The 21,179-nt window shown below is 33.2% G+C and carries 21 protein-coding genes; 14 read left to right on the forward strand and 7 right to left on the reverse strand.

All coding sequences use genetic code 11. The annotated features are described in order from the left end of the window. The first annotated feature begins 974 nt into the window (after nt 1-974). Nucleotides 975-1,289, forward strand: coding sequence for a hypothetical protein (locus LQ615_RS06255; RefSeq protein WP_064211764.1), 315 nt, complete (start codon nt 975-977; stop codon nt 1,287-1,289). A gap of 98 nt (nt 1,290-1,387) precedes the next feature. Beyond that, nucleotides 1,388-2,206, forward strand: a complete 819-nt coding sequence (locus LQ615_RS06260) for an alpha/beta hydrolase (RefSeq protein WP_103269298.1) — start codon at nt 1,388-1,390, stop codon at nt 2,204-2,206. A 65-nt stretch (nt 2,207-2,271) separates the two neighbouring features. Here LQ615_RS06260 and LQ615_RS06265 read toward each other — a convergent pair whose 3' ends face one another. Both LQ615_RS06265 and LQ615_RS06270 read right to left on the reverse strand, forming a co-directional pair. Next, nucleotides 2,272-2,826 carry a DUF4256 domain-containing protein gene (locus LQ615_RS06265; RefSeq protein WP_174700873.1) on the reverse strand — a complete coding sequence of 185 codons (555 nt, stop codon included), beginning with the start codon at nt 2,824-2,826 and terminating at the stop codon, nt 2,272-2,274. Between the two features lie 58 nt (nt 2,827-2,884). Further along, a complete protein-coding gene (locus tag LQ615_RS06270; protein WP_016998988.1) occupies nt 2,885-3,241 on the reverse strand; it encodes a winged helix-turn-helix transcriptional regulator in 357 nt (118 codons plus the stop codon). Between the two features lie 112 nt (nt 3,242-3,353). Between LQ615_RS06270 and hxlA the strand changes: the two genes are divergently transcribed. Beyond that, on the forward strand, nt 3,354-4,001 hold the full coding sequence (hxlA, locus tag LQ615_RS06275) for a 3-hexulose-6-phosphate synthase (protein WP_064205327.1): 648 nt from the start codon (nt 3,354-3,356) through the stop codon (nt 3,999-4,001). Beyond that, on the forward strand, nt 3,988-4,527 hold the full coding sequence (hxlB, locus tag LQ615_RS06280; protein WP_239703907.1) for a 6-phospho-3-hexuloisomerase: 540 nt from the start codon (nt 3,988-3,990) through the stop codon (nt 4,525-4,527). The genes hxlA and hxlB overlap by 14 nt, the downstream gene beginning before the upstream one ends. A gap of 227 nt (nt 4,528-4,754) precedes the next feature. On the opposite strand, the gene LQ615_RS06285 is transcribed toward hxlB, so the two are convergent. Together LQ615_RS06285 and LQ615_RS06290 are read right to left on the reverse strand one after the other, a co-directional pair. Beyond that, nucleotides 4,755-5,438 carry an LrgB family protein gene (locus LQ615_RS06285; RefSeq protein ID WP_064205325.1) on the reverse strand — a complete coding sequence of 228 codons (684 nt, stop codon included), beginning with the start codon at nt 5,436-5,438 and terminating at the stop codon, nt 4,755-4,757. Next, complete coding sequence (locus LQ615_RS06290) at nt 5,435-5,821, reverse strand: CidA/LrgA family holin-like protein (RefSeq protein WP_239703906.1); 387 nt, start codon at nt 5,819-5,821, stop codon at nt 5,435-5,437. Before LQ615_RS06290 ends, LQ615_RS06285 begins: the two co-directional genes overlap by 4 nt. A gap of 189 nt (nt 5,822-6,010) precedes the next feature. On the opposite strand from LQ615_RS06290, the gene LQ615_RS06295 reads away from it, so the two are divergent. The 4 genes from LQ615_RS06295 (at nt 6,011) to pruA (ending at nt 9,568) form a co-directional block, all read left to right on the forward strand. Beyond that, nucleotides 6,011-6,697 (forward strand): 2,3-diphosphoglycerate-dependent phosphoglycerate mutase, encoded by a 687-nt coding sequence (locus LQ615_RS06295; protein WP_016998993.1) that lies wholly within the window; start codon nt 6,011-6,013, stop codon nt 6,695-6,697. A 193-nt stretch (nt 6,698-6,890) separates the two neighbouring features. Further along, the gene (locus LQ615_RS06300; RefSeq protein ID WP_016998994.1) at nt 6,891-7,091 is read left to right on the forward strand and encodes a cold-shock protein; all 201 of its coding nucleotides are present in this window, start codon (nt 6,891-6,893) and stop codon (nt 7,089-7,091) included. A 175-nt stretch (nt 7,092-7,266) separates the two neighbouring features. Next, the gene (locus LQ615_RS06305) at nt 7,267-7,776 is read left to right on the forward strand and encodes a thioredoxin domain-containing protein (RefSeq protein ID WP_135022218.1); all 510 of its coding nucleotides are present in this window, start codon (nt 7,267-7,269) and stop codon (nt 7,774-7,776) included. A gap of 241 nt (nt 7,777-8,017) precedes the next feature. Then, complete coding sequence (pruA, locus tag LQ615_RS06310; RefSeq protein ID WP_239703905.1) at nt 8,018-9,568, forward strand: L-glutamate gamma-semialdehyde dehydrogenase; 1,551 nt, start codon at nt 8,018-8,020, stop codon at nt 9,566-9,568. A gap of 86 nt (nt 9,569-9,654) precedes the next feature. Here the strand turns inward: pruA and LQ615_RS06315 are convergent, their stop codons facing one another. After that, on the reverse strand, nt 9,655-11,262 hold the full coding sequence (locus LQ615_RS06315; RefSeq protein WP_070045061.1) for a PucR family transcriptional regulator: 1,608 nt from the start codon (nt 11,260-11,262) through the stop codon (nt 9,655-9,657). Nucleotides 11,263-11,409: 147 nt separating this feature from the next. Between LQ615_RS06315 and allW the strand changes: the two genes are divergently transcribed. Beyond that, nucleotides 11,410-12,870 (forward strand): allantoin permease, encoded by a 1,461-nt coding sequence (gene allW / locus LQ615_RS06320; RefSeq protein ID WP_147641129.1) that lies wholly within the window; start codon nt 11,410-11,412, stop codon nt 12,868-12,870. Nucleotides 12,871-12,872: 2 nt separating this feature from the next. Then, nucleotides 12,873-14,234 (forward strand): allantoinase AllB, encoded by a 1,362-nt coding sequence (gene allB, locus LQ615_RS06325; protein ID WP_135022221.1) that lies wholly within the window; start codon nt 12,873-12,875, stop codon nt 14,232-14,234. Between the two features lie 527 nt (nt 14,235-14,761). Here allB and LQ615_RS06330 read toward each other — a convergent pair. Continuing rightward, nucleotides 14,762-15,994: a M20 family metallo-hydrolase gene (locus LQ615_RS06330; protein ID WP_239703904.1), complete on the reverse strand. Its 1,233-nt coding sequence runs from the start codon at nt 15,992-15,994 to the stop codon at nt 14,762-14,764. A gap of 8 nt (nt 15,995-16,002) precedes the next feature. After that, nucleotides 16,003-16,824, reverse strand: a complete 822-nt coding sequence (locus LQ615_RS06335) for an alpha/beta hydrolase (RefSeq protein ID WP_016999001.1) — start codon at nt 16,822-16,824, stop codon at nt 16,003-16,005. A gap of 174 nt (nt 16,825-16,998) precedes the next feature. Between LQ615_RS06335 and allC the strand changes: the two genes are divergently transcribed. Genes allC through allD (LQ615_RS06355) form a run of 4 tightly spaced genes read left to right on the forward strand, consistent with a single transcriptional unit; the run spans nt 16,999 to nt 21,165 of the window. Further along, the gene (gene allC, locus LQ615_RS06340) at nt 16,999-18,228 is read left to right on the forward strand and encodes an allantoate deiminase (protein ID WP_016999002.1); all 1,230 of its coding nucleotides are present in this window, start codon (nt 16,999-17,001) and stop codon (nt 18,226-18,228) included. A 28-nt stretch (nt 18,229-18,256) separates the two neighbouring features. Beyond that, the gene (gene allE / locus LQ615_RS06345; protein WP_016999003.1) at nt 18,257-19,045 is read left to right on the forward strand and encodes a (S)-ureidoglycine aminohydrolase; all 789 of its coding nucleotides are present in this window, start codon (nt 18,257-18,259) and stop codon (nt 19,043-19,045) included. A gap of 15 nt (nt 19,046-19,060) precedes the next feature. Beyond that, entirely contained in the window at nt 19,061-20,092 is a 1,032-nt protein-coding gene (allD, locus tag LQ615_RS06350; protein WP_016999004.1) for an ureidoglycolate dehydrogenase, read from the forward strand. 23 nt (nt 20,093-20,115) lie between these two features. Next, complete coding sequence (allD, locus tag LQ615_RS06355; RefSeq protein ID WP_239703903.1) at nt 20,116-21,165, forward strand: ureidoglycolate dehydrogenase; 1,050 nt, start codon at nt 20,116-20,118, stop codon at nt 21,163-21,165. Nucleotides 21,166-21,179: the final 14 nt, after the last annotated feature.

Below are 21,179 nucleotides of genomic sequence, written 5' to 3' on the forward strand. Positions count from 1 at the left end.
TTATATAATATAAGTGTAAACAGTAATCTAAGAGTTATCCGGAGGCTGTTGGTATTCTGTTTACTGAAATATATTTCATTGTATGATATTTCTGTAGAAAAAGATGGTTATTTTTTCGATATTTGAGCATATAGATTTTATTAAAAATTCTATAAAAAAATTAAATAAATGTATTTACATCAAAAAAAGATTATATATAATATTAAGTGTAATCTCACTGAACCTCTATTTAAGGGGAATGAATAAACATTTATACACTGAATTTTGTAATTGTTTATATAATGATTGCTAAGATATCATGATGATTATATAATTTATCGTTTAATTGTTGTTAATATACTTATAAATCTTTTCTGTAAGTTTTAATGATTTTTTAAATGATCGTTCAAAGTTCAGCTCTTAATTGCTTTATTAGTAAAGGTTATATTAAGTTCTCGCTTCTACTGTAAATTCTAGTCTTTACAGTAATTATGAAGCTTGTATATTTAGGCAATAAACATACAAGTTCTAAGCCATACTCTTTTGACTAGGTTGCATATTTTGTTCTTCTCATTTTCTTTCCATAGTTCTTATAATTTTAATTAAATATAATATTTAAAGATTATCGTGTTCATTTCTTCTTTATAGAATTGTGTGGTTACAAAACTATATTATTGGATTTCTGAACAATTTAAAAATTCATGTCTGACTAAAACTATTTTATTTTGTCGCTTTTGAATTTGTGATGTTTTATTTTTGTATAAATGGTCGATACTTTTATTTTAAATTATTTAAAGTTGGTAAGTTCTTAGAAATTGATGGAACAAAAATGATTAAGATAATTATTATTAATCAATAAAAATATATTAATTTATTATGTTGTAGCATATATCATCGCGATTTTTTCGTGATAGGAGACTTAGTAGTATATGGGAAGAGGGCGTGTTTTCTGTTTTAACAGAGGACACGCTTTTTTTATTTGGAGGATGTTAATAGTGGTTAAATTATCTTTTGAAATTACAGATATTGAAGGCTTTTGTACAAATGGTAAAAAGGGGATTGTTAGGAAACGAATGTATAATGTGATTGATTGTTATGACTTAACAGTGTTGAAAGCAAATTTAAATGATCGTTTTTACGAAGACTATCTTTATCCTGAACAGTTTATTAATAATGTGTATATAAAGATTTTTAAAGGGAAGGAATTAGAATCATTAATTATTTTTAAACAATCATCGACTGCTGATAATGCTAGAGAATATAAAGTGAATCAAATTTGTTTATATCTAGATTATTTTTTTCAATTCTAATTATCTTTGTCAGGGTAATAGATTTTTGTTTCAAACTTTTTTGTGAAAAATTAACTTCAAGTTATATATAAGATACAATGAATGAAAGGAGTGATTTTATGTCATATATTACTTATGTAGAATCTAAGGATGGAACAAAATTATATACTAAGGTAAATCGTTCAGAGGAGCATGATTCAACAATTATTATTGTGCATGGTTTAGCTGAATATGCTGAACGTTATGATGAGTTTGTAGATGAATTAAATATGTTTGGTAGTAACATTGTAAGGTTTGATCATAGAGGACATGGGCATTCTGAAGGAAAAGATACTTACTATGGTTCTTATGAAGAAATTATTGAGGACGTTAAAGCTGTTGTAGACTATGTGAAAGAAAACATAGGACCTAAAATTTATTTAATTGGTCATAGTATGGGTGGATTTGCAGTAACACTGTATGGCACTAAGTATCCAGGGACCGTAGATGGATATATTACAAGTGGTGCGCTAACTAGGTACCATACGAAATTATTTGAGGGTGCTGAGTCATTAGGACCAGAAGAATACTTCCCTAATGAAATGGGAGAAGGATTATGCAGTAAAGCATCAGTTGTTGAAGAATATAAAATTGATGCACTAATTAAAAAACATATTTCAGGAGGCTTAGTACACAGCTTACTGGAAGGAGTCGAATACTTAAAAGAACACGCTAAAGACTTTGTTGACCCTATCATGATACTCCACGGAAAAAATGATGGAGCAGTATCACCAGAAGATTCAATTGATTTATATAGAGAAATCGGCTCAGAACATAAATCGTTGCATATCTTCCCTAAGTTCGAACATGAGATATTTCATGAAAATACAAAATTTTTCACTTTCTCACATTTAATAAGTAGTTGGATAATGGAACTTGAACCTGATGAAGATGAGTAAAATAAATGTATGGAATCCAATAAATAAAGAGGTTGAGACATAAACACATGTCTCAACCTCTTTATTTATACTCTCAACATGCTTCTGAATCCTCTTGCTCCATAGTATGATTCTGCACCATTATGATATGTAAATACTGTATCATAGCGACGGTCACAAAATAGTGCGCCTCCCAAATTTCTAATTTTATCTGGTGTCTCAATCCAACTAGAAGATTTCTTATCGAATTCTCCTAACGTTTGAAGATGACGGTATTGTGATTCTGTTAATAAAGATACTTTCATTTCATTTACTAAATCAATAGCGCTTGTTTCGGGCTTATGCTTCTTTCTTGATTCTAATGCTTCTCTGTCATAACAAACACTTCTACGTCCTTTAGGGCTCTCTTTTGAACAGTCTACAAAAAGATATTTTCCATCTTCTATTCCGATAACATCAGGTTCACCTTCAGTTCTTTCCATTTCATTAAGTGACCATAATAGCTCAGAATTATTAAGTAGTCTTTCTTCTACATCTGACCAGTTAATACCTTCGTGTCTTTCTGTAAATTTTTCAAATCTTTCTTTTAAAGTAGTAATAAGTTGTTGTTGTTCTTCTTGCGATAGTTTGTTTGATGACATAGTCATAGCTCCTTTTTGTAATAGTTTACCAGAAACGAATGTTATTTAAAGTAATATGTTATTCGTTTTCATGATTTTCTTTTAAAAACGCCAAATACTCGTCACCCCAGTCACAAATACCGTTGACAACCGCTTCTAAGTCTTTTCCTATTGAAGTTAAACTGTACTCTACTTTAGGTGGTACAACCGGGTAAACTTCTCGATGTATAATGTAATCATTTTCTAGCTCTCTAAGTTGTCGTATGAGCATTCGTTGATTAATATCAGGTAATCTTTTTTCTAATTGATTTAATCTAAGTGGTGATTCTTGAAGTAAATGCCAAATGATAGGTATCTTCCAACGACCTCCAATTACCGATAGTGCCAGGTCTTTCGAATTATAATATTCTGTTTCTTTATAGTTAATTAAAAGCATGATATAACCCCATTTCTTCACTAAGTGACATATTTGTCAGTATTGCGTATTTTTAACCATTGTATCATGATTGTAAGTGCAAGTTAATATATATTAAGGAGATAAATAAAATATGAAATTACAATTAGCGATAGATTTATTAAATAAAGAAGAAGCAGCTAAATTAGCTCAACAAGTCGAGGAATATGTAGATGTTGTAGAAATCGGTACACCAATTGTTATTAATGAAGGGTTAGGTGCAGTTGAATTAATGAGCCAATCTGTTAAAAAAGCACAAGTATTAGCAGATTTAAAAATTATGGACGCAGCTGGTTATGAAGTAAGCCAAGCAGTCAAATATGGTGCTGATATTGTAACGATTTTAGGAGTTGCTGAAGATGCTTCTATTAAAGCTGCAATCGAAGAAGCTCATAAAAGTGGCAAAGAACTGTTAGTTGATATGATTGCTGTCCAAGATCTAGAAAAACGTGCGAAAGAACTAGACGAATTAGGCGCTGACTATATCGCTATTCATACAGGTTACGATTTACAAGCAGAAGGTGTATCTCCATTAGAGAGTTTACGTACTGTTAAATCAGTTATTAAAAACTCTAAACTTGCGGTAGCAGGTGGTATAAAACCAGAAACGATTCAATCAGTTGTAGATGAAGGCCCAGATTTAGTTATCGTAGGTGGCGGAATTGCTAATGCTGAAGATCCTGTAGAAGCAGCTAAAACGTGTAGAAATATTATGGATGGCAAACAAGATGTCACAATATAAACTGATTCTTAGTGAAATTGAACATACACTCAATAAAGTGGATGAGCAAAAGAATATAAAGTTTTTAGACGAAATCTTAAAAGCGAATGCAATCTTTGTTGCAGCAAAAGGACGCTCTTCATTTGTTGCGAATAGTTTTGCAATGCGTTTAAACCAATTAGGTAAACGTAGCTATGTTGTAGGAGAGACAACAACACCATCTATTCAAGAAGATGATCTCTTATTAATTGTTTCTGGATCAGGTAAAACAGCGCATTTACAACTTTTATCTGAAATAGCAAACCAAGCTAAAGCAAACATTATCTTAATATCAACTCAAAGCGAGTCAAAAATCGCTGAATTATCAAAAGAAGTTATTACACTACCAGCAGGTACTAAATATGACGAAAAAGGCTCTGAACAACCGTTAGGAAGTTTGTTTGAACAAAGCAGTCAAATATTTTTAGATAGTATCATTATGGAAATAATGAAAGAAATAAACGTATCCGAAACAACAATGCAAAATAATCATGCGAATTTAGAATAGGTAAAAAATCCGAGACATAACAATTGTCTCGGATTTTGTGTTATATAAGCGAGAGTAGCTTATTATTTATAAAGATAAGAAGAGAGTATGTTCCACGATTTTGTAAAGTGCTGAAGCCCGAGGGAGTAGTAGGAGTGAGAGACTACAGGCTTGAACCATGCCCTTAGGCAAGCATGCACGAACAAAATTGTAGATTATATACCAAGTTCTTTTTCTTATATTACTTCTTAATATATAAACAATATGAATAATGGTAATATAACAGAACTTAATAGCGCTGTTAGTATCATTCCGATAGAGCTGAATGCTGCTGATTCAATATCAGTTTCTAATATTTTAGCTGTTCCTATAGCGTGTGATGCATTTCCAAATGTAAGACCTTTTGCAATGGAAGTTTGAAAATTTGCTAGTCTAACTAAGTAATGTCCAAGCATACTGCCGATAAGTCCAGTTAACATGATGAATAATACTGTTAAAGTATCAACGCCACCAATTTGTTCTGAAACTTGGATACCAACTGCAGCTGTGATTGATCTCGGCAATAATGATGCAATCATTTCTTTAGAATAACCGAGTATTTTAAGGGTTGTAAAAACTAATACAATATTAGTTAATATACCAACAAGTACACTCGTTAATATTACTCTGAAATGTTTTACAATCATATCTCGATATAAATATAAAGGGTAGGCTAGACATACGACCGTACAGTTTAAGAAGTCATAAATCCAATGTCCACCAACCATATAATCATCATAGTCATAGCCAAGAATGAGCAGTACGCAAATAATAGCAATTGATGATACTAGCGCTGGGTGTAATATCGCTATTTTCAACTTTTTCTGTATGAATATTGCCAGTAAGTACATGAGTAAAGTTAAGACAATCATTGATATTGTTTTAATCATCATTGAATGTTGTCACCGTCCTTTTTATGAGCGCATTTTAACATTTTTTCTGCCACATAACCTGAAGTGAGAGCAACGATACATGTACTCGCAATAATTAATATGATTAATGCTATGTATTTCGAATTGAATTGTTCAGCTAAATCCATAGCACCAACTATAGAAGGTATGAAAAAGAAAATCATCGTACCTAATAATAAATTGGCACCACTAGATATCCACTCTGTCTTGATGATTTTAAATTGTAATAATAAGAAAAAGAGAGCTAGGCCTATAATGCTTCCTGCAACTGGTATGTGTAATGTTTCTTGAATCCAATTTCCACATAAGGTAATCAAATATATTAAGCATAATTGAAGTATTACTTTAATGGACTTTAAAATCATGTTTATTCATATCCTTATAAAAAGTATTTAATATAGTACTTTGTGTTTGTCATATATCATTCAATTATAGAATGCATTGGTTATTTTTAAAATGGTATTTTTATAAATTAAGTCTATCTTATTATTTTAAAAAAATAAGAAATAGTGTTTCAATAGAATAAACTAATAGAAAAAATTGGAGTGAGAGAAATGCCAAAATTAATATTATGTCGACATGGACAAAGTGATTGGAATAAGAAAAACTTGTTTACTGGTTGGGCTGACGTAGGACTATCTGAGCAAGGATTTAACGAAGCGAAATTGTCAGGGGAAAAATTATTAAAACAAGAAATAGAAATAGATGTTGTCTATACTTCATTGTTAACAAGAGCGATTGAAACAACTTATTTATTGTTGAAACACTCTCATCAATTATGGATTCCCGTTTATAAAACTTGGCGTTTAAATGAACGTCACTATGGTGGCTTGCAAGGTAAAAATAAAGACGAAGCAAGAGAAGAATTTGGTGAAGAACAAGTACATATATGGAGACGTTCTTATGATACAAAACCACCTGAAGCTGATAAAGCGTTGCAAGAAGAATATTTAAACGATAGAAGGTATGCAATGTTAGATCGTAGAGTAATGCCACTATCAGAAAGTTTAAAAGACACTTTAGATAGAGTGATTCCGTTCTGGATTGACCACGTTTCAACGAGTCTCGTTAATGGTCAAACGACACTTGTTTCAGCCCATGGTAATTCACTGCGTGCATTGATTAAATATTTAGAAGATATACCTGATGATGAAATATCAGAGTTAGAAATTAAAACTGGCGCGCCACTTATCTATGAATTAGATGATGAATTGAAAGTCATTGATAAATACTATTTATAGAGATAAAAGGGAAATAAAAGTTTAATTTAACAAAAAGCTTTACTTTTCATAATATGTAGCGTATAGTAATAGACAAGTGATATTTCGAGATTAAATTAATTGGTAGTTTTATTCATTGTTAATGAAAGTCCATTTAAGTTTGAAGATTGATTATTGCAAATATATTGTGCATAAGCACTAGGAGGACTTTTATATGAATAAAGGTACAGTAAAATGGTTTAACGCAGAAAAAGGTTACGGATTTATCGAAGGAGAAAACGGAAGCGACGTTTTCGTACATTTCTCTTCAATCCAAACTGAAGGATACAAATCATTAGACGAAGGTGCATCAGTTACTTTCGATATCGAAGAAGGTCAACGTGGACCTCAAGCAGTTAACGTTAACAAAAACTAATATTTCTGTTAATGATCTGTTTGGGACGTTATCGTTCTAAATATAAAGCATGAAATCATCAATTATGGTGGTTTCATGCTTTTTTGTTTTTATAAGAAAGTTAATCACCCTTTATAATGGTAATATTACATATTTAATGATTTAATAAAGTTAACGACATAAAGGGGGTAATATCATGACAGAATTACAACATTTAACTTTTGGTAAAGAAGATGCAAATATTACAGTAGAAGCTTTTATTAATTTTGCGTGTCCATATTGTAAACATTACTTTTTTGCTGCAGATGAAGTGTTAACACCTTATATAGAAAATGGAGACGTAAAATATATCATTAAACATTTTGATAAGACGAAGCAACATCTTTTAAAAGGAACGGTAGCGAACATCCATTTAGATTATGATGACCCTGATGAAGCGATAAAATATATACGTGATTTATATGAAACACAAGAAGAATGGACAGTAAGCTTTGAAACGATTGAAAGAAAAATGGAAGATGAATTAAGGTTAGCGCCACAAAAACATGCAGATGATAGATCATTAGCCATTAATAGAGAAACGTTTGAAAGAGATATAACGGGTATACCGACAGTATTCATTAATGGAGAAAGATTTGATTTTGATCCTGTAGAAGATAATCAAGAAACAATTCAAGAAAAATTAGAAAAAGCCTTATTAAATTAAACAAATTCTATAACTTTATATCTTAATTTACGATTGAATTTTTTGTATTATTACACTTATTAACAAAGTGAAAAAGATAATTTATTTTAATGATGTATATTGGTTTTTAAATCGTGCTAAATAGGGTAGAATCAATAATGTAAGCCCTTTACTTGAATATAAAAACTTTGCGATAGTACAATAGTAATAAGAGGTATTTATTACCTTATAAAGGGTTGATTATATTTAGGAGGTATGAAGGATGGTAGTAGAATTTCGTAACGAACCTGCAACTGATTTTACAAATCAAGAGAATCAACAGGCATTTAAAGATGCATTAATTCAAGTTCAAGCTGAATTTGGAACAGAAATTCCTGTCGTAATAAACGGAGAGAAAATTTTCACTGATGATAAGTACGATTCTGTAAATCCAGCTGATCATCAACAAGTGTTAGGTCGTGTTTCAAAAGCTTCTAAAGAGCAAGTTGATCAAGCGATGGAAGCGGCTAAAGAAGCATATAAGACTTGGAGAAAATGGACGCCTCATGAAAGAGCAGAATTATTGCTTCGTGTCTCTGCCATTATTCGTAGAAGAAAACATGAATTTTCTGCACTGATGGTTTACGAAGCGGGTAAACCATGGAATGAAGCAGATGGTGATACAAATGAAGGCATTGATTTTACTGAATACTATGCACGTTCAATGATGGAACTTGCTCACGGTAAACCGGTATTTGATAGAGAAGGTGAGCATAACCAGTATATCTATAAACCAATGGGGCCAGGCGTTACAATACCACCTTGGAACTTCCCATTCGCTATAATGACAGGTACAACTGTTGCACCTATAATTGCAGGTAATACAGTGTTGCTTAAACCAGCTGAGGACACACCATTAATTGCTTATAAATTAATTGAAGTGTTAGAAGAAGCAGGCTTACCTAAAGGTGTAGTTAACTTTGTACCTGGTGACCCGAAAGAAATCGGAGACCATTTAGTAGATCATAAAGACACTCATTTCGTAACGTTCACAGGCTCAAGAGCGACTGGTACGAGAATCTTCGAAAGAGCTGCTAAAATACAAGAAGGGCAAAACTTCTTAAAACGTGTTATCGCTGAAATGGGCGGTAAAGATGCTATTCTTGTAGATAATAATGTAGATACAGATTTAGCTGCACAATCTATAGTAGACTCAGCGTTCGGCTTTTCTGGACAAAAATGTTCAGCATGTTCTCGTGCAATTGTGCATAAAGAAGTTTATGATGAAGTTCTAGAAAAAGCTGTTAACCTTACTAAAGAATTATCAATTGGTAATACTGATAAAGGTTCAGATGTTTATATGGGACCAGTTATCAACCAAAAACAATTCGATAAAATTAAAAATTATATCGAAATTGGTAGTAAAGAAGGTAAGCTTGAAGTAGGTGGTAAAACTGATGACAGTAAAGGTTACTTCGTAAACCCTACAATCTTCTCAGGCTTAAAATCTAGCGATCAAATTATGCAAGAAGAAATCTTTGGTCCAGTCGTAGGCTTCACTAAATGTGAAAACTTTGATGAAATGATAGAAGTAGCTAATGATACAGATTATGGTCTAACAGGCGCAGTTATTACAAATAACCGTGAACATTGGAGACAAGCTTGTGAAGACTTTGATGTAGGTAACTTATACTTGAATAGAGGTTGTACTGCAGCAGTAGTAGGATACCACCCATTCGGTGGATTCAAAATGTCAGGAACTGATGCTAAGACAGGTAGCCCAGACTACATGTTAAACTTCTTAGAGCAAAAAATTCTTTCAGAACAATTTTAATATAATAAAGTAAGTGGATTATAAATATCCAATGTAACTTTAAAACCCCCGTCCGTTATGATTAATTTAACGAGCGGGGGTTTTTATTAATGAAAACTGATACGTTCTGATGCATATAAAGCGATTCGTATATCTAAAGATCTTACGGGATCTTCAACCGGGTAACCAATGATTTCTTCACATTTTTTAATTCTATATTTCACAGTGTTTCTATGAATAAAAATTTCATCTGCTGTTTTAGTGATATCGCATTGATTATCCATATAAACTTTTAATGTATATTTTAATTCTTTATCTTTCGTCTTTTTAGGATATGCCAACGGACCTAAAGTATAAGTAATGAAAGGTTTTAATTTACTTTCAGGAATAAGTTGTAATAGTTCTTGGACACTTTTTGATTTATAAACTTTTAAGAAAGCTTTTTCACCTTTTTCAGCTTCATCTTCGTATGCCTCATTAGCTTCGAAAAATGAAGAAGGCAGTTGTGAAAACTCTGATACTGCGTTACCTACGCCTATAGAGATATTTCCGCGGAAATACTTTGTGTATTCATTTTGTATGAATTTACAATAATCCAAGTAATATTGATGTTTTGTTTGTAGTAATACTGCAAATCTATAGTTACTTGGTAATGTAAATACAGAAATAGTGTTATCGATATCATGCAACATATTTGATAACCATTCAGATGTCATTTGATATCGTTCATTAAGATAAACACTATTTTCTACGCCATCTTCACTATCAATTGCACAAATTAAAATTTGATAGAAATCAGATAAATGGATGTTATAACGTTTGAACAAATCTGGATGCTGTTTAATAGATAATGTATTTTCAGTCATAAGCGATTCAAAAAATCTATTTACATCTTGTTGTTCGGTAGCTTTAATACGACTGTTTTTATATATAGCGAAGCTTATCGTTGTAACAGCTTGTTCTATTGTTAATAAACTAAATGGATAGCTTAAAGTATCAACGTTTGAAACCATTAAATAATATGGAAAGTAATTAAAAGCTGGTACCTCAAATATGACATGCTTTTCATTAAAAGAAGATTTAGTATTTTGTTTGATGTCTTGAGTCGACTTATAAAGCTTAAAATACTTTAAGTTTTCATTTAGTAATTGTCTGTTATGAGTATAGTGATGACTAACCGCTTCAACATCATCAAAAGGATTAATTAACATGATTGGTACCTTTAGTAACTTGCTGAATCTTTCGACCATTAAGTTAGCATCGTACCCTTTTATTAACATATGATTTAATTCTTGTTGTATATTTAAAGCATAGTTCATTTTTTCCGATTCATCATCTGAAATATATGATGAAATATGATGTGTAATATCTCCTAAATTCCACGCTTCTGGAATCTCAATCAGAGGGAATTCTATGGAATTTGCATAATCTATAACTTTTTGATCTATAGATTTTAAGAAACGTGACACTTTAATTCCAAGACCAGCTGTTTGAATTTCATTTAAATCACTGATGAGTTGTATTAATCCATCTTGGTCTTCTTGATAATTCATAGCAGTTGTCAGTATTAACATATATGGTGAAGTGAAGTGTTTAATATCTTGGGCCTCCGTGATATCTAACCCCTCAACTTTTCTATCTATATCCCCATTTTCATTAATTAATTTTAAGTTTGAAAATCTAGGAACTTCCAATATTTCTCTTAATGTTGGCATTAATCTAACTCCTTTTTTGTTCATTTTTAATAAAATCTATAAAAAATATGTCAATACGCACAATGAAAACGTTTTATGTTAATAGTAACATTACTTCTGAAGGTTATACGAATAATCTTCTTTAAAATAGTTAAAGGAGAATCTACTATGATTGAACAGAGCAGGGGAACCCAGCTAGATTCTAAAGTTTTCGAGCAACGTGGTTATAATAAAGATATCATGCCGAAGAATTCTGAACAAAGAAATTCAACTGCATTTAACTTCTTCACGTTGTGGATGGGTGCGGTTCACAATATACCAAATTATACAGCGGTTGGTGGATTTTTACTACTTGGTCTTTCGCCATTACAAGTAATGATTGCATTAGTTTTAAGTTCATTCTTTATTGCAACTTTACTCGTAGCGAATGGTTACGCTGGCTCTAAATTTGGAATACCTTTTGCAATGCATTTAAGACATACTTACGGGGACATCGGTGCTAAACTACCAGGTATTTTACGTGGTGTTATAGCCGGAATTGCATGGTTTGGACTGCAAACTTATGCTGGTTCACAAGCTTTGTTAATTTTAATTAATAAAGTAATACCAGGATTTAGCGAGATTGGCGGAGGAGGCACTTTCCTCGGCATAACATTACCAGGTTTCATTGCGTTTATTATCTTCTGGGTAATTAATTTTGCAATTGGTTTTGGTGGTGGAGATACACTAAATAAATTCACTGCAATACTTAATCCCCTTATTTATATTGTATTTGGTGGTATGACGATTTGGGGCATTTATACTGCCGGCGGATTCGGTAATATTGTTAATTATGAATTATCGTCAAACAGTGGATTATTATATCCTTCATTGTTGGCATTCTTCCTCATATTTAACTCATTACTTGGCGTTTGGGCTGGACCCGGATCAAGTGTGGCAGACTTTACACAAAATGCTAAATCTACAAAATCACAAATTATCGGACAAACAGCAGGTATTTTTGTAGCTCAAACATTATTTGCTGTAGCGAGTGTTTCGATTATCATAGGTGGTTCAATTTATATTGGACATCAAGAATGGAACATTTTAACGATTATCAATCAATGGGATAACTTCTGGGCTGTGTTAGTTGCATTAGGCGTATTATTATTAACAACGATTTCAACTAATGCTACAAGTAACATTATTCCAGCAGCTTATCAATTAAGTGCGTTATTCCCGAAATTTGTTAATTATAAAACAGGTGTTATCATAGCTTGTGTGGTCAGCGTATTGATTATGCCATGGAAAATGATGGAGAACGAAGATAGCATATTTGTATTCTTAAATATGATTGGTGCTATTCTAGGACCTGTTACAGGCGTTATGATTATACACTTTTTCATTGTTTCAAAATGTAAAATCAATATTGATGAGTTGTACTTTGATGTAAAAGCTAAACAAAAAGCAATACCTAAAGTTAACCTACCAGCATATGTTGCTACAATAGTGGGTGTTATCATTTGTTTACTAGGATTCTTACCAGGATTTAGCGTTATATCTGACTTTTCTTGGTTTATTGGATTCTTAACATCTGGTCTACTATATTGGTTATTAAAATCTGTAAGAAGAACAGAAAGGGATGCATAGTTATGAAATTTGATTCTATTATAAAAAATGGTTTAGTCATTTTAGAAGATGGCGAACAAGAAGTAGAAGTAGGTATTAAAGACGGTAAAATAGCAGCTATTGGAAAAGAGTTAGGCGAGGCTGATAATGTTGTAGATGCTAAAGGTTTGATTGTATCTCCAGGTATGGTTGATGCACACGTTCATATTACTGAACCAGGTGGCGGATACCGTGATAGTTGGGAAGGCTATGAAACTGGTACAAGAGCTTCTGCTAAAGGTGGCGTAACTTCATTTATTGAAATGCCATTGAACCAAGTTCCAGCAACTGTTGATCATAAATCTATTCAAGAAAAATTTGATGCAGGTAACGGTAAACTTTCTGTCGATGTTGCAAGCTACGGCGGTTTAGTACCTTACAATTTAAATGGCGGCATTCAAGAATTATCTGATAACGGCGTTGTTGCTTACAAATGTTTCTTAGCTACATGTGGAGATCGTTCAATTGAAGGAGACTTCATGAATGTAGATGACTATTCATTATATGAAGGTATGAAACAAATTGCTAAAACAGGTAAAATACTATCAGTACATGCTGAAAATGCGACAATCACTGATCGTTTAGGCGAAATCGCTAAAGAAAATGGCGAAACTACTTTAAGCGCATATGTTGATTCAAGACCAGTATTTACAGAAGTTGAACCAATTCGTAAAATTATTCTTTTCGCAAAAGAAACAGGATGTCGTGTACACATCGTACATGTAGCTTGTAAAGAAGGCGTAGAAGAAATTGTTAAAGCACAACAAGAAGGTGTAGATATCACATGTGAAACATGTACGCACTATCTATACTTCTATAAAGAAGAGTTAGATTCAATCGGACCAGTTGTGAAATGTTCACCACCAATCCGCGAACAATCTAGATTAGAAGGTATGTGGGAACATGTATTTGAAGGCAATATCTCATTTGTAACTTCAGACCACTCACCATGTACACCAGACTTGAAAGATACTGACAATGCTTTTGAAGCATGGGGCGGTATTGCAGGCGTACAAAATAACGTTGATGTGTTATTTGACGAAGGTGTACAAAAACGTAACATGTCGTTGAAACAATTTGCTGATATCATTGCGACAAACCCAGCAAAACGTTTTGGACTTGATTCAAAAGGTAGTATTTCAGTAGGTAAAGATGCTGACTTTGTATTTATCAAAAAAGACTCACCTTACACATTACAAACTGAAGATTTAGCTTACCGTAATAAAATTAGTCCATATGTAGGTAGAACTATCGGTGCGCAAGTAGTTAAAACAATTCTACGTGGTACTGAAATCTATGACATAGAAAAAGGTATTTCTGACGAAAATATCGGTCAATTCATTTAATTATAAAACGTTGATAAACCTATAAACTCATTATAAATTTCCTAATATATACAAAAAGAGTTTGAGACCTAAACCTCATGCTCAAAAAATCTCCTAATTCGTTTAATATACGAGTTAGGAGATTTTTAATCTCTGGAACATCGTGGGCATAGATTATATTTGTATTGGCAGTAGCTGGCTGAGTGGGACTACGAAATCTATTTAAACATGAGATTTCTGTCAAACTCCAATGTTTGATAAAAAGTGGCAATAAGACCACCGTTATTGACACGTTTGATAAGAAGTGACAATAAGGCTACTGTTATTGACACGTTTGATGAGAAGTGACAATAAGACTACCGTTATTGACACGTTTGATGAGAAGTGACAATAAGGCTACTGTTATTGACACGTTTGATAAGAAGTGACAATAAGGCTACTGTTATTGACACGTTTGATGAGAAGTGACAATAAGACCATCCAAGCATCAACAATCTGTAAAAAAGCCACGCTGTTCATCGTCTAACAGCGTGGCTTTATATGTGTATTTATGATTTTGAAATTTCAATAACGGTATCAATCAATACTTGAATACCTTTTTCTATTTGTTGTGGTTCTGTTCTTTCTAATGGTGAGTGACTAATACCATCTCTACATGGCACGAAAATCATAGCTGTTGGACATATTTTTGCAAGGTTCATTGCATCATGACCAGCACCGCTAAACATATAGCGATAACTTATATTTAAGTCTTGTGCTACATTTTCTATTTCTTTAGCAATTTGGTGATCTAATGTCACAGGGCTATCGTGACCTAAATCTTCAAGTGTATATTCAATACCACGTGCATTTGTTACATCTTCTATGCTTGTTTTGATTTTTTGTACTACTTCATTTCTTGGCTCGATTGATTTTCCTCGAACATCTATAAGCAATGTTACATCACCGGGTATAGCGTTCATGGAATTTGGATGTACTTTTGTATAGCCGACTGTTGTGACGATGCCTTCTTTATGAAATTGATTACCAATTTTTTCTATATTTAATATGATTTCTGAAGCTGTTGTTAAAGCATCTTTTCTCATTGGCATCGGTGTAGAACCAGAATGACTTGTTACACCTTTTAGTTTTAATTTAAATCTGTGAGGTGCGGCAATATGTGTAACAATACCTATATCTTTCCCTTTATTTTGTAGAATGGGTCCTTGCTCGATGTGTAATTCTAAAAATGCTTTCATATCTGAATTCTTTCTAGGAACTACTGTTGTACTGACATCTTGTTTGAGTGATTGAACGACATTTAATAATGTTTCATCGTTGTTATCTTTAATTTGTTCCATTTGTGACTTTGTTAGAAATCCACAAAAATATTTACTACCGAGTGTTGCCTGGTTAAATCGCGTTGACTCTTCAACTGTGAAAGCAACAATTTCTATTGGATGATCAGTTTCAATATTATAGTCGTTTAAATGTCTAACAACCTCTAATGCTGCAACAACACCAAGTAGTCCATCGTATTCACCACCTTCAATGACTGTATCTATATGAGAACCGATTACGACTGCTGGCAAGTCATTATATTTACCGCTTCGTCGTGCAATTACATTTCCCATAAAATCAAAATAAACATTCATACCTTCTTGTAGGCATAACATTGAAAACTTGAGCGCAGATAATCTTTCTTGATGTGTAAAAGCAATTCGGTTTATACCGCCTGTATCATCATTGCGACCATATTGATTAAATGTTTCTAAAGTAGATAAAACTCTTTTAATATTCATTTCGAACCTCACTTTATATTTTTCAAAAATTCAACAGCTTGTTCATAAATTGATTCAGTATAAGATGTAGGGGTACGGTCAAAATCATGTTCCTCAGTTTGTACGATAACCTTTTCAGTCACTGGTATGTTTTGTTCAACAAAGTTGCTTTCACTACTAGGAACATCTGGGTCGTGTTTACCATGTACAATAAATGTAGGTGGTAATTTTTTTAATTGGTTTGGTTGTAAATTAAATTTTGAATCAGTTGAATGTTCTACACCTAAATATTTAAACCAATTTCCATTACCACGAGCGTATAAATATAAAATATATCGCTCTTGTATTGGAATTGATGTAATAGGTTTAGAATGTATCATACTGTTGATTAAATCAGGCGTAATACTTTCGGTTAATTTTTTATATTGAGCATGAGATCTTAAAAATTGGGGTACATGAATACGAGCATAGCCATAAAAATCAATAATACCTGCAGTTTCTTTGTGAGCTGCAACTTGAAATGCCAAGTAACCTCCAGCTGAACGTCCAAAAACGTAAATTGGCAAATCTTTATAGTAATTATGCGCGAAATCATAAGCCTCAAAAGCATCCTGGATAATACAATTTAAATCCACTTCAGGTGCTAAACGATAGTCCGCAATAATAATATTGAAACTTTGATTTAAAATGTTTAAGTATTCTTTAGGTAAGTCATCAGGTTCTCCGGATAAAAAACCACCGCCATGATAATAAACGATACTACCTAAAGCTTTTGAATCTTTTGATGACAATATTTTCATGTTTAATAAAAAGCCGTCTTGAGCCTTCACTGTCTCTATTATATGAGACATATTTAATCACTTCCTTAAAAATGTATATTTCTCTAACTATATTATCTCAAGTAAAGAGAAAATAGTATTTGTTGATTATGCATAAAAAGCTATTAGTTTCTTGTGTGAAATGTAGATGAACTGACAAAAAATAAATCTTATAATGAAAGAGAACGAACAAAGGAGTTGTGTTGTATGGATATAAAATCGTCTTTTGAAGCATTAGACAAGCAATTCACCAGTTTTGGTGGATTAGAACAAGGCGGCATTACGCGCTTGCTTTATTCAAAAGAATGGAAAGAAGCGGTAACACAATTAGAAACAGCATTTAAAGAAATTGGATTAGATGCACAATTTGATGATGTTGGGAATTTAACTGGTAGACTGCAAGGCACTAAATATCCTAACGAAGTTATCGTATCAGGGTCACACATTGACACAGTGGCAGAAGGTGGACATTTAGATGGGCAATTTGGAATATTGTCAGCATTAGTTGCCATCCAATCTTTAAAAGAAGAATTTGGTGCACCACTGCGATCATTAGAGGTTTTATCTTTAGCTGAAGAAGAAGGCAGCCGTTTCCCTTATGCTTTCTGGGGAAGTAAGAACTTCTTTAATTTAGCTGACAATGCAGATGTTAAAGATATTGAAGATGCAGAAGGTATAAAATTTGTCGATGCTATGCGTGATGCAGGATTTGGTTTTAGACAAAACGATACAGTCAGAGATGACATCAAGGCTTTTGTTGAAATGCATATTGAACAAGGAAAAGTTCTTGAAGCTGAAGGCAAATCAATTGGAGTTGTAAATGGTATTGTTGGTCAAAAACGTTATACAGTTAACCTAAAAGGTGAAGCAAACCATGCTGGAACGACTCCGATGGGATTAAGAAAAGATACGGTAGTTGCTTTTAGTAAAATTGCAACTCAATTAACGGAAAAAGCAGTATCAATAGGGGATCCGTTAGTTTTAACATTTGGCCATGTTACGCCAGTTCCAAACACTGTAAATGTAGTGCCTGGTGAAGTAACATTCTCAATTGATTGCAGACATATTGACCAAGAAGCATTGGATCAATTTGCAAACGAAATTGAAACAACTATTCAAACAATTTGTGATGAAGATGGCATAACATGTGATATCGATCGTTGGATGGATGAAGAACCAACATTAATGGATGAATCAATTGTTAAAGTCATTGAGTCATCAGCTCAGAAAAAAGTTGGCGATCAGTATAAAGTTATGCCATCAGGAGCTGGTCACGATTCACAAATATTTGCGAAATATGTACCAACAGCAATGTTATTTGTTCCATCTATTGATGGTATTAGTCATAACGTCAAAGAAGAAACAAATATCGAAGATCTTGTTAAAGGAATCGAAGTATTAAAAGAAACACTTTATGAATTAGCTTATAAAGAATAAAAATATAAAAATAAAGGAGCATTTTATAATGGGATATTTAAATCATAATCAAGGATACAGAGAAGGTTTATTAGAGACACGTTCAGTAATTAAGAAAGACAATTATGCGGTAATTACGCCAGACGGTTTAGTAAATAACGTTGTACCTGGCTTTGAAGATTGCGATATTACAATTTTAGGTTCACCAAGATTAGGTGCACGTTTTGTTGACTACTTAGTTACATTGAAGAATCAAGGCGGAAATAAAGAAGGCTTTGGTGGAAATGGTGTTCAAACATTTATCTATGTTGTTTACGGAAAAATTAATGCTTATGCAGATGGCAAACAATATCAATTAAATGAAGGCGGCTATTTATATGTACCACCTCACTTAGAACTTACATTTGAAAACAATAACAATGGCGAAGACAGCCGAGTATTCTTATACAAAAAACGTTACCAACCAATCGAAGGCCATACACCAGAAGTTGTTACAGATAACGTAAATGATTTAAAACAAGAAGCGTATGAAGGTATGGAAGAAGTACTTGTTCAAGACTTACTACCTAAAGAAATTGCATACGACATGAATATTCATATCTTGTCATTCAAACCTGGCGCTTCTCACGGTTACATTGAGACACACGTACAAGAACATGGTGCTTACGTATTAAGTGGTAGAGGTATGTATAACCTAGACAATGACTGGTTACCAGTTGATAAAGGCGACTATATCTTCATGGGTGCATATTCACCACAAGCTACTTATGCTGTAGGTTTAGATGAGCCATTCGCTTATATTTATTCTAAAGATGCAAATAGAGACATCGAAATATAAAGGAGATAATCGGCAATGACGGAAGAGGCTTTAGTATATGTTGAACGTAATAAGTTACGTCAACTTATGAAAGATAAATTAATAAAAGCAGGCTTACCAGAAACTCAAGCTGACAAATCCGCGGATCTATTAATATTTGCTGATGAAAGAGGTGTGCATTCTCACGGAACCGTGAGAATGCAATATTATTCAGAACGTATTACAAAAGGCGGATATAAATTATCACCAGATTTAAATTTTGAACAAACAGGTCCTGCTTCTGGTATTTATCATGGCGACAACGCTTTAGGGCATTATGTTGCATATGAAGCAATGGAAGAAGCAGTGAAATTAGCAAAAACATCAGGTATTGGTATCGTTGGTGTTAAAGAAATGGGTCACAGTGGTGCAATTGGTTATTTTGCTAAACAAGCAGCTGAACAAGGTATGGTTGCTTTAACTGTATGTCAATCAGATCCGATGGTAGTACCTTTTGGTGGAACTGAACCGTATTTTGGTACAAATCCAATAGCGTTTAGTGCACCAAGAAAAGATGCTTCACCAATATTATTTGATATGGCAACAACTGTTCAAGCTTGGGGCAAAATATTAGATGCACGTAGTAAACATAAATCTATTCCTGATACTTGGGCTGTAGATGACAAAGGTGAACCAACAACTGACCCACATGAAGTAAGCGCTTTATTACCAGTAGCTGGTCCAAAAGGTTACGGACTAATGATGATGGTTGATATTTTATCAGGTAGTTTATTAGGACTACCGTTTGGTAAACATGTTACTTCAATGTATAAAGACTTAACAGAATATCGTAGATTAGGTCAGTTACACATTGTTATTAATCCTGCTTATTTTGGTGACGAAGAAAGATTTTTAGAACAGATTTCACAAATGGTGGAAGAGTTACACGCAGTACCACCAGCAAAAGGATATGACAAAGTTTATTATCCAGGTGAAATTCAAGAAGATGTTATTAAAAAATACCAAGAAACTGGTATTCCAGTAGCAGAAGAAATATACGAATATTTAATTTCAGATCGCGTTTATTAATCCAAAGGAGAAGAGGTGGCGTTATGCGTCTTTCAAAACAAGAACTATTCAATCTTATGAAACAAAAATTAATTAAAGCTGGTTTAAACGAAGAAGCAGCGTCTGATGTTTCAGATGTTTTAACATTTGCTGACCATCGTGGTATTCATTCACATGGCGCAGTACGTGTTGAATATTATGCAGAAAGAATAGCTAAAGGAGGTATAACGGCTGATCCAGACTATACATTTGAAAAGACTGGACCAGCAACTGCCACATTTGATGGTGATAACGGTCCTGGACATCAAGCTGCAAAGCAAGCTATGGAAGAAGCGATAGAGATGGCTCGAGATAATGGCGTTGCAGTAGTAGGTGTTAAAAATATTTCTCATAGCGGCGCACTAGGCTACTTTGTTGAAATGGCAGCTAAAGAAGACATGGTAGCGATAAGCATGTGTCAATCTGACCCAATGGTAGTACCTTTTGGTGGAACTGAGCCATATTTCGGAACAAATCCAATTGCATTTAGTGCACCATCAAATGATGATCGTATTATTACTTTTGATATGGCAACGACTGTACAAGCTTGGGGGAAAGTATTAGATGCGCGCAGTAAAAACGAATCTATTCCTGATACTTGGGCAGTAAACGACAAAGGTGAGCCAACAACTGATTCAAGAGATGTACATGCTTTAGTACCTGTTGCAGGTCCAAAAGGCTACGGACTTATGATGATGGTTGATATCCTTTCTGGAAGCTTGTTAAGTGTGCCACACGGTATACATGTTTCATCTATGTATCAAGATTTAACTAAAGGAAGAGACTTAGGACAATTACACATTGTTATTAATCCTTCTTATTTTACAGATTTAAATCAATTTAAAAAACAAATCACGACTATGCTCGATGAACTAAAAGAGCAACCGGCAGCTGAAGGATATGGAGAAATATATTATCCAGGTGAACGCGGCAAATTAAGAAGTGAAAAGTATGACGAAGAAGGCATAGAGATAGTAGACGATATTTATAATTATCTAATATCTGAAGACGTACATTACGATAGATATCACGGCAAAAATAGATTTGCCGAATAATAATTGGAGGAAGA

This window comes from Mammaliicoccus sp. C-M13, assembly GCF_022386845.1.
Classification (GTDB): domain Bacteria; phylum Bacillota; class Bacilli; order Staphylococcales; family Staphylococcaceae; genus Mammaliicoccus; species Mammaliicoccus lentus.

Excerpts from the sequence above, each read along its gene's own strand:
- LQ615_RS06260 (WP_103269298.1), top strand. The coding sequence starts at position 1,388 with ATGTCATATATTACTTATGTAGAATCTAAGGATGGAACAAAATTATAT.
- LQ615_RS06265 (WP_174700873.1), bottom strand. The coding sequence starts at position 2,826 with ATGTCATCAAACAAACTATCGCAAGAAGAACAACAACAACTTATTACT.
- LQ615_RS06270 (WP_016998988.1), bottom strand. The coding sequence starts at position 3,241 with ATGCTTTTAATTAACTATAAAGAAACAGAATATTATAATTCGAAAGAC.
- hxlA (WP_064205327.1), top strand. The coding sequence starts at position 3,354 with ATGAAATTACAATTAGCGATAGATTTATTAAATAAAGAAGAAGCAGCT.
- hxlB (WP_239703907.1), top strand. The coding sequence starts at position 3,988 with ATGTCACAATATAAACTGATTCTTAGTGAAATTGAACATACACTCAAT.
- LQ615_RS06285 (WP_064205325.1), bottom strand. The coding sequence starts at position 5,438 with ATGATGATTAAAACAATATCAATGATTGTCTTAACTTTACTCATGTAC.
- LQ615_RS06290 (WP_239703906.1), bottom strand. The coding sequence starts at position 5,821 with ATGATTTTAAAGTCCATTAAAGTAATACTTCAATTATGCTTAATATAT.
- LQ615_RS06295 (WP_016998993.1), top strand. The coding sequence starts at position 6,011 with ATGCCAAAATTAATATTATGTCGACATGGACAAAGTGATTGGAATAAG.
- LQ615_RS06300 (WP_016998994.1), top strand. The coding sequence starts at position 6,891 with ATGAATAAAGGTACAGTAAAATGGTTTAACGCAGAAAAAGGTTACGGA.
- LQ615_RS06305 (WP_135022218.1), top strand. The coding sequence starts at position 7,267 with ATGACAGAATTACAACATTTAACTTTTGGTAAAGAAGATGCAAATATT.
- pruA (WP_239703905.1), top strand. The coding sequence starts at position 8,018 with ATGGTAGTAGAATTTCGTAACGAACCTGCAACTGATTTTACAAATCAA.
- LQ615_RS06315 (WP_070045061.1), bottom strand. The coding sequence starts at position 11,262 with ATGCCAACATTAAGAGAAATATTGGAAGTTCCTAGATTTTCAAACTTA.
- allW (WP_147641129.1), top strand. The coding sequence starts at position 11,410 with ATGATTGAACAGAGCAGGGGAACCCAGCTAGATTCTAAAGTTTTCGAG.
- allB (WP_135022221.1), top strand. The coding sequence starts at position 12,873 with ATGAAATTTGATTCTATTATAAAAAATGGTTTAGTCATTTTAGAAGAT.
- LQ615_RS06330 (WP_239703904.1), bottom strand. The coding sequence starts at position 15,994 with ATGAATATTAAAAGAGTTTTATCTACTTTAGAAACATTTAATCAATAT.
- LQ615_RS06335 (WP_016999001.1), bottom strand. The coding sequence starts at position 16,824 with ATGTCTCATATAATAGAGACAGTGAAGGCTCAAGACGGCTTTTTATTA.
- allC (WP_016999002.1), top strand. The coding sequence starts at position 16,999 with ATGGATATAAAATCGTCTTTTGAAGCATTAGACAAGCAATTCACCAGT.
- allE (WP_016999003.1), top strand. The coding sequence starts at position 18,257 with ATGGGATATTTAAATCATAATCAAGGATACAGAGAAGGTTTATTAGAG.
- allD (WP_016999004.1), top strand. The coding sequence starts at position 19,061 with ATGACGGAAGAGGCTTTAGTATATGTTGAACGTAATAAGTTACGTCAA.
- allD (WP_239703903.1), top strand. The coding sequence starts at position 20,116 with ATGCGTCTTTCAAAACAAGAACTATTCAATCTTATGAAACAAAAATTA.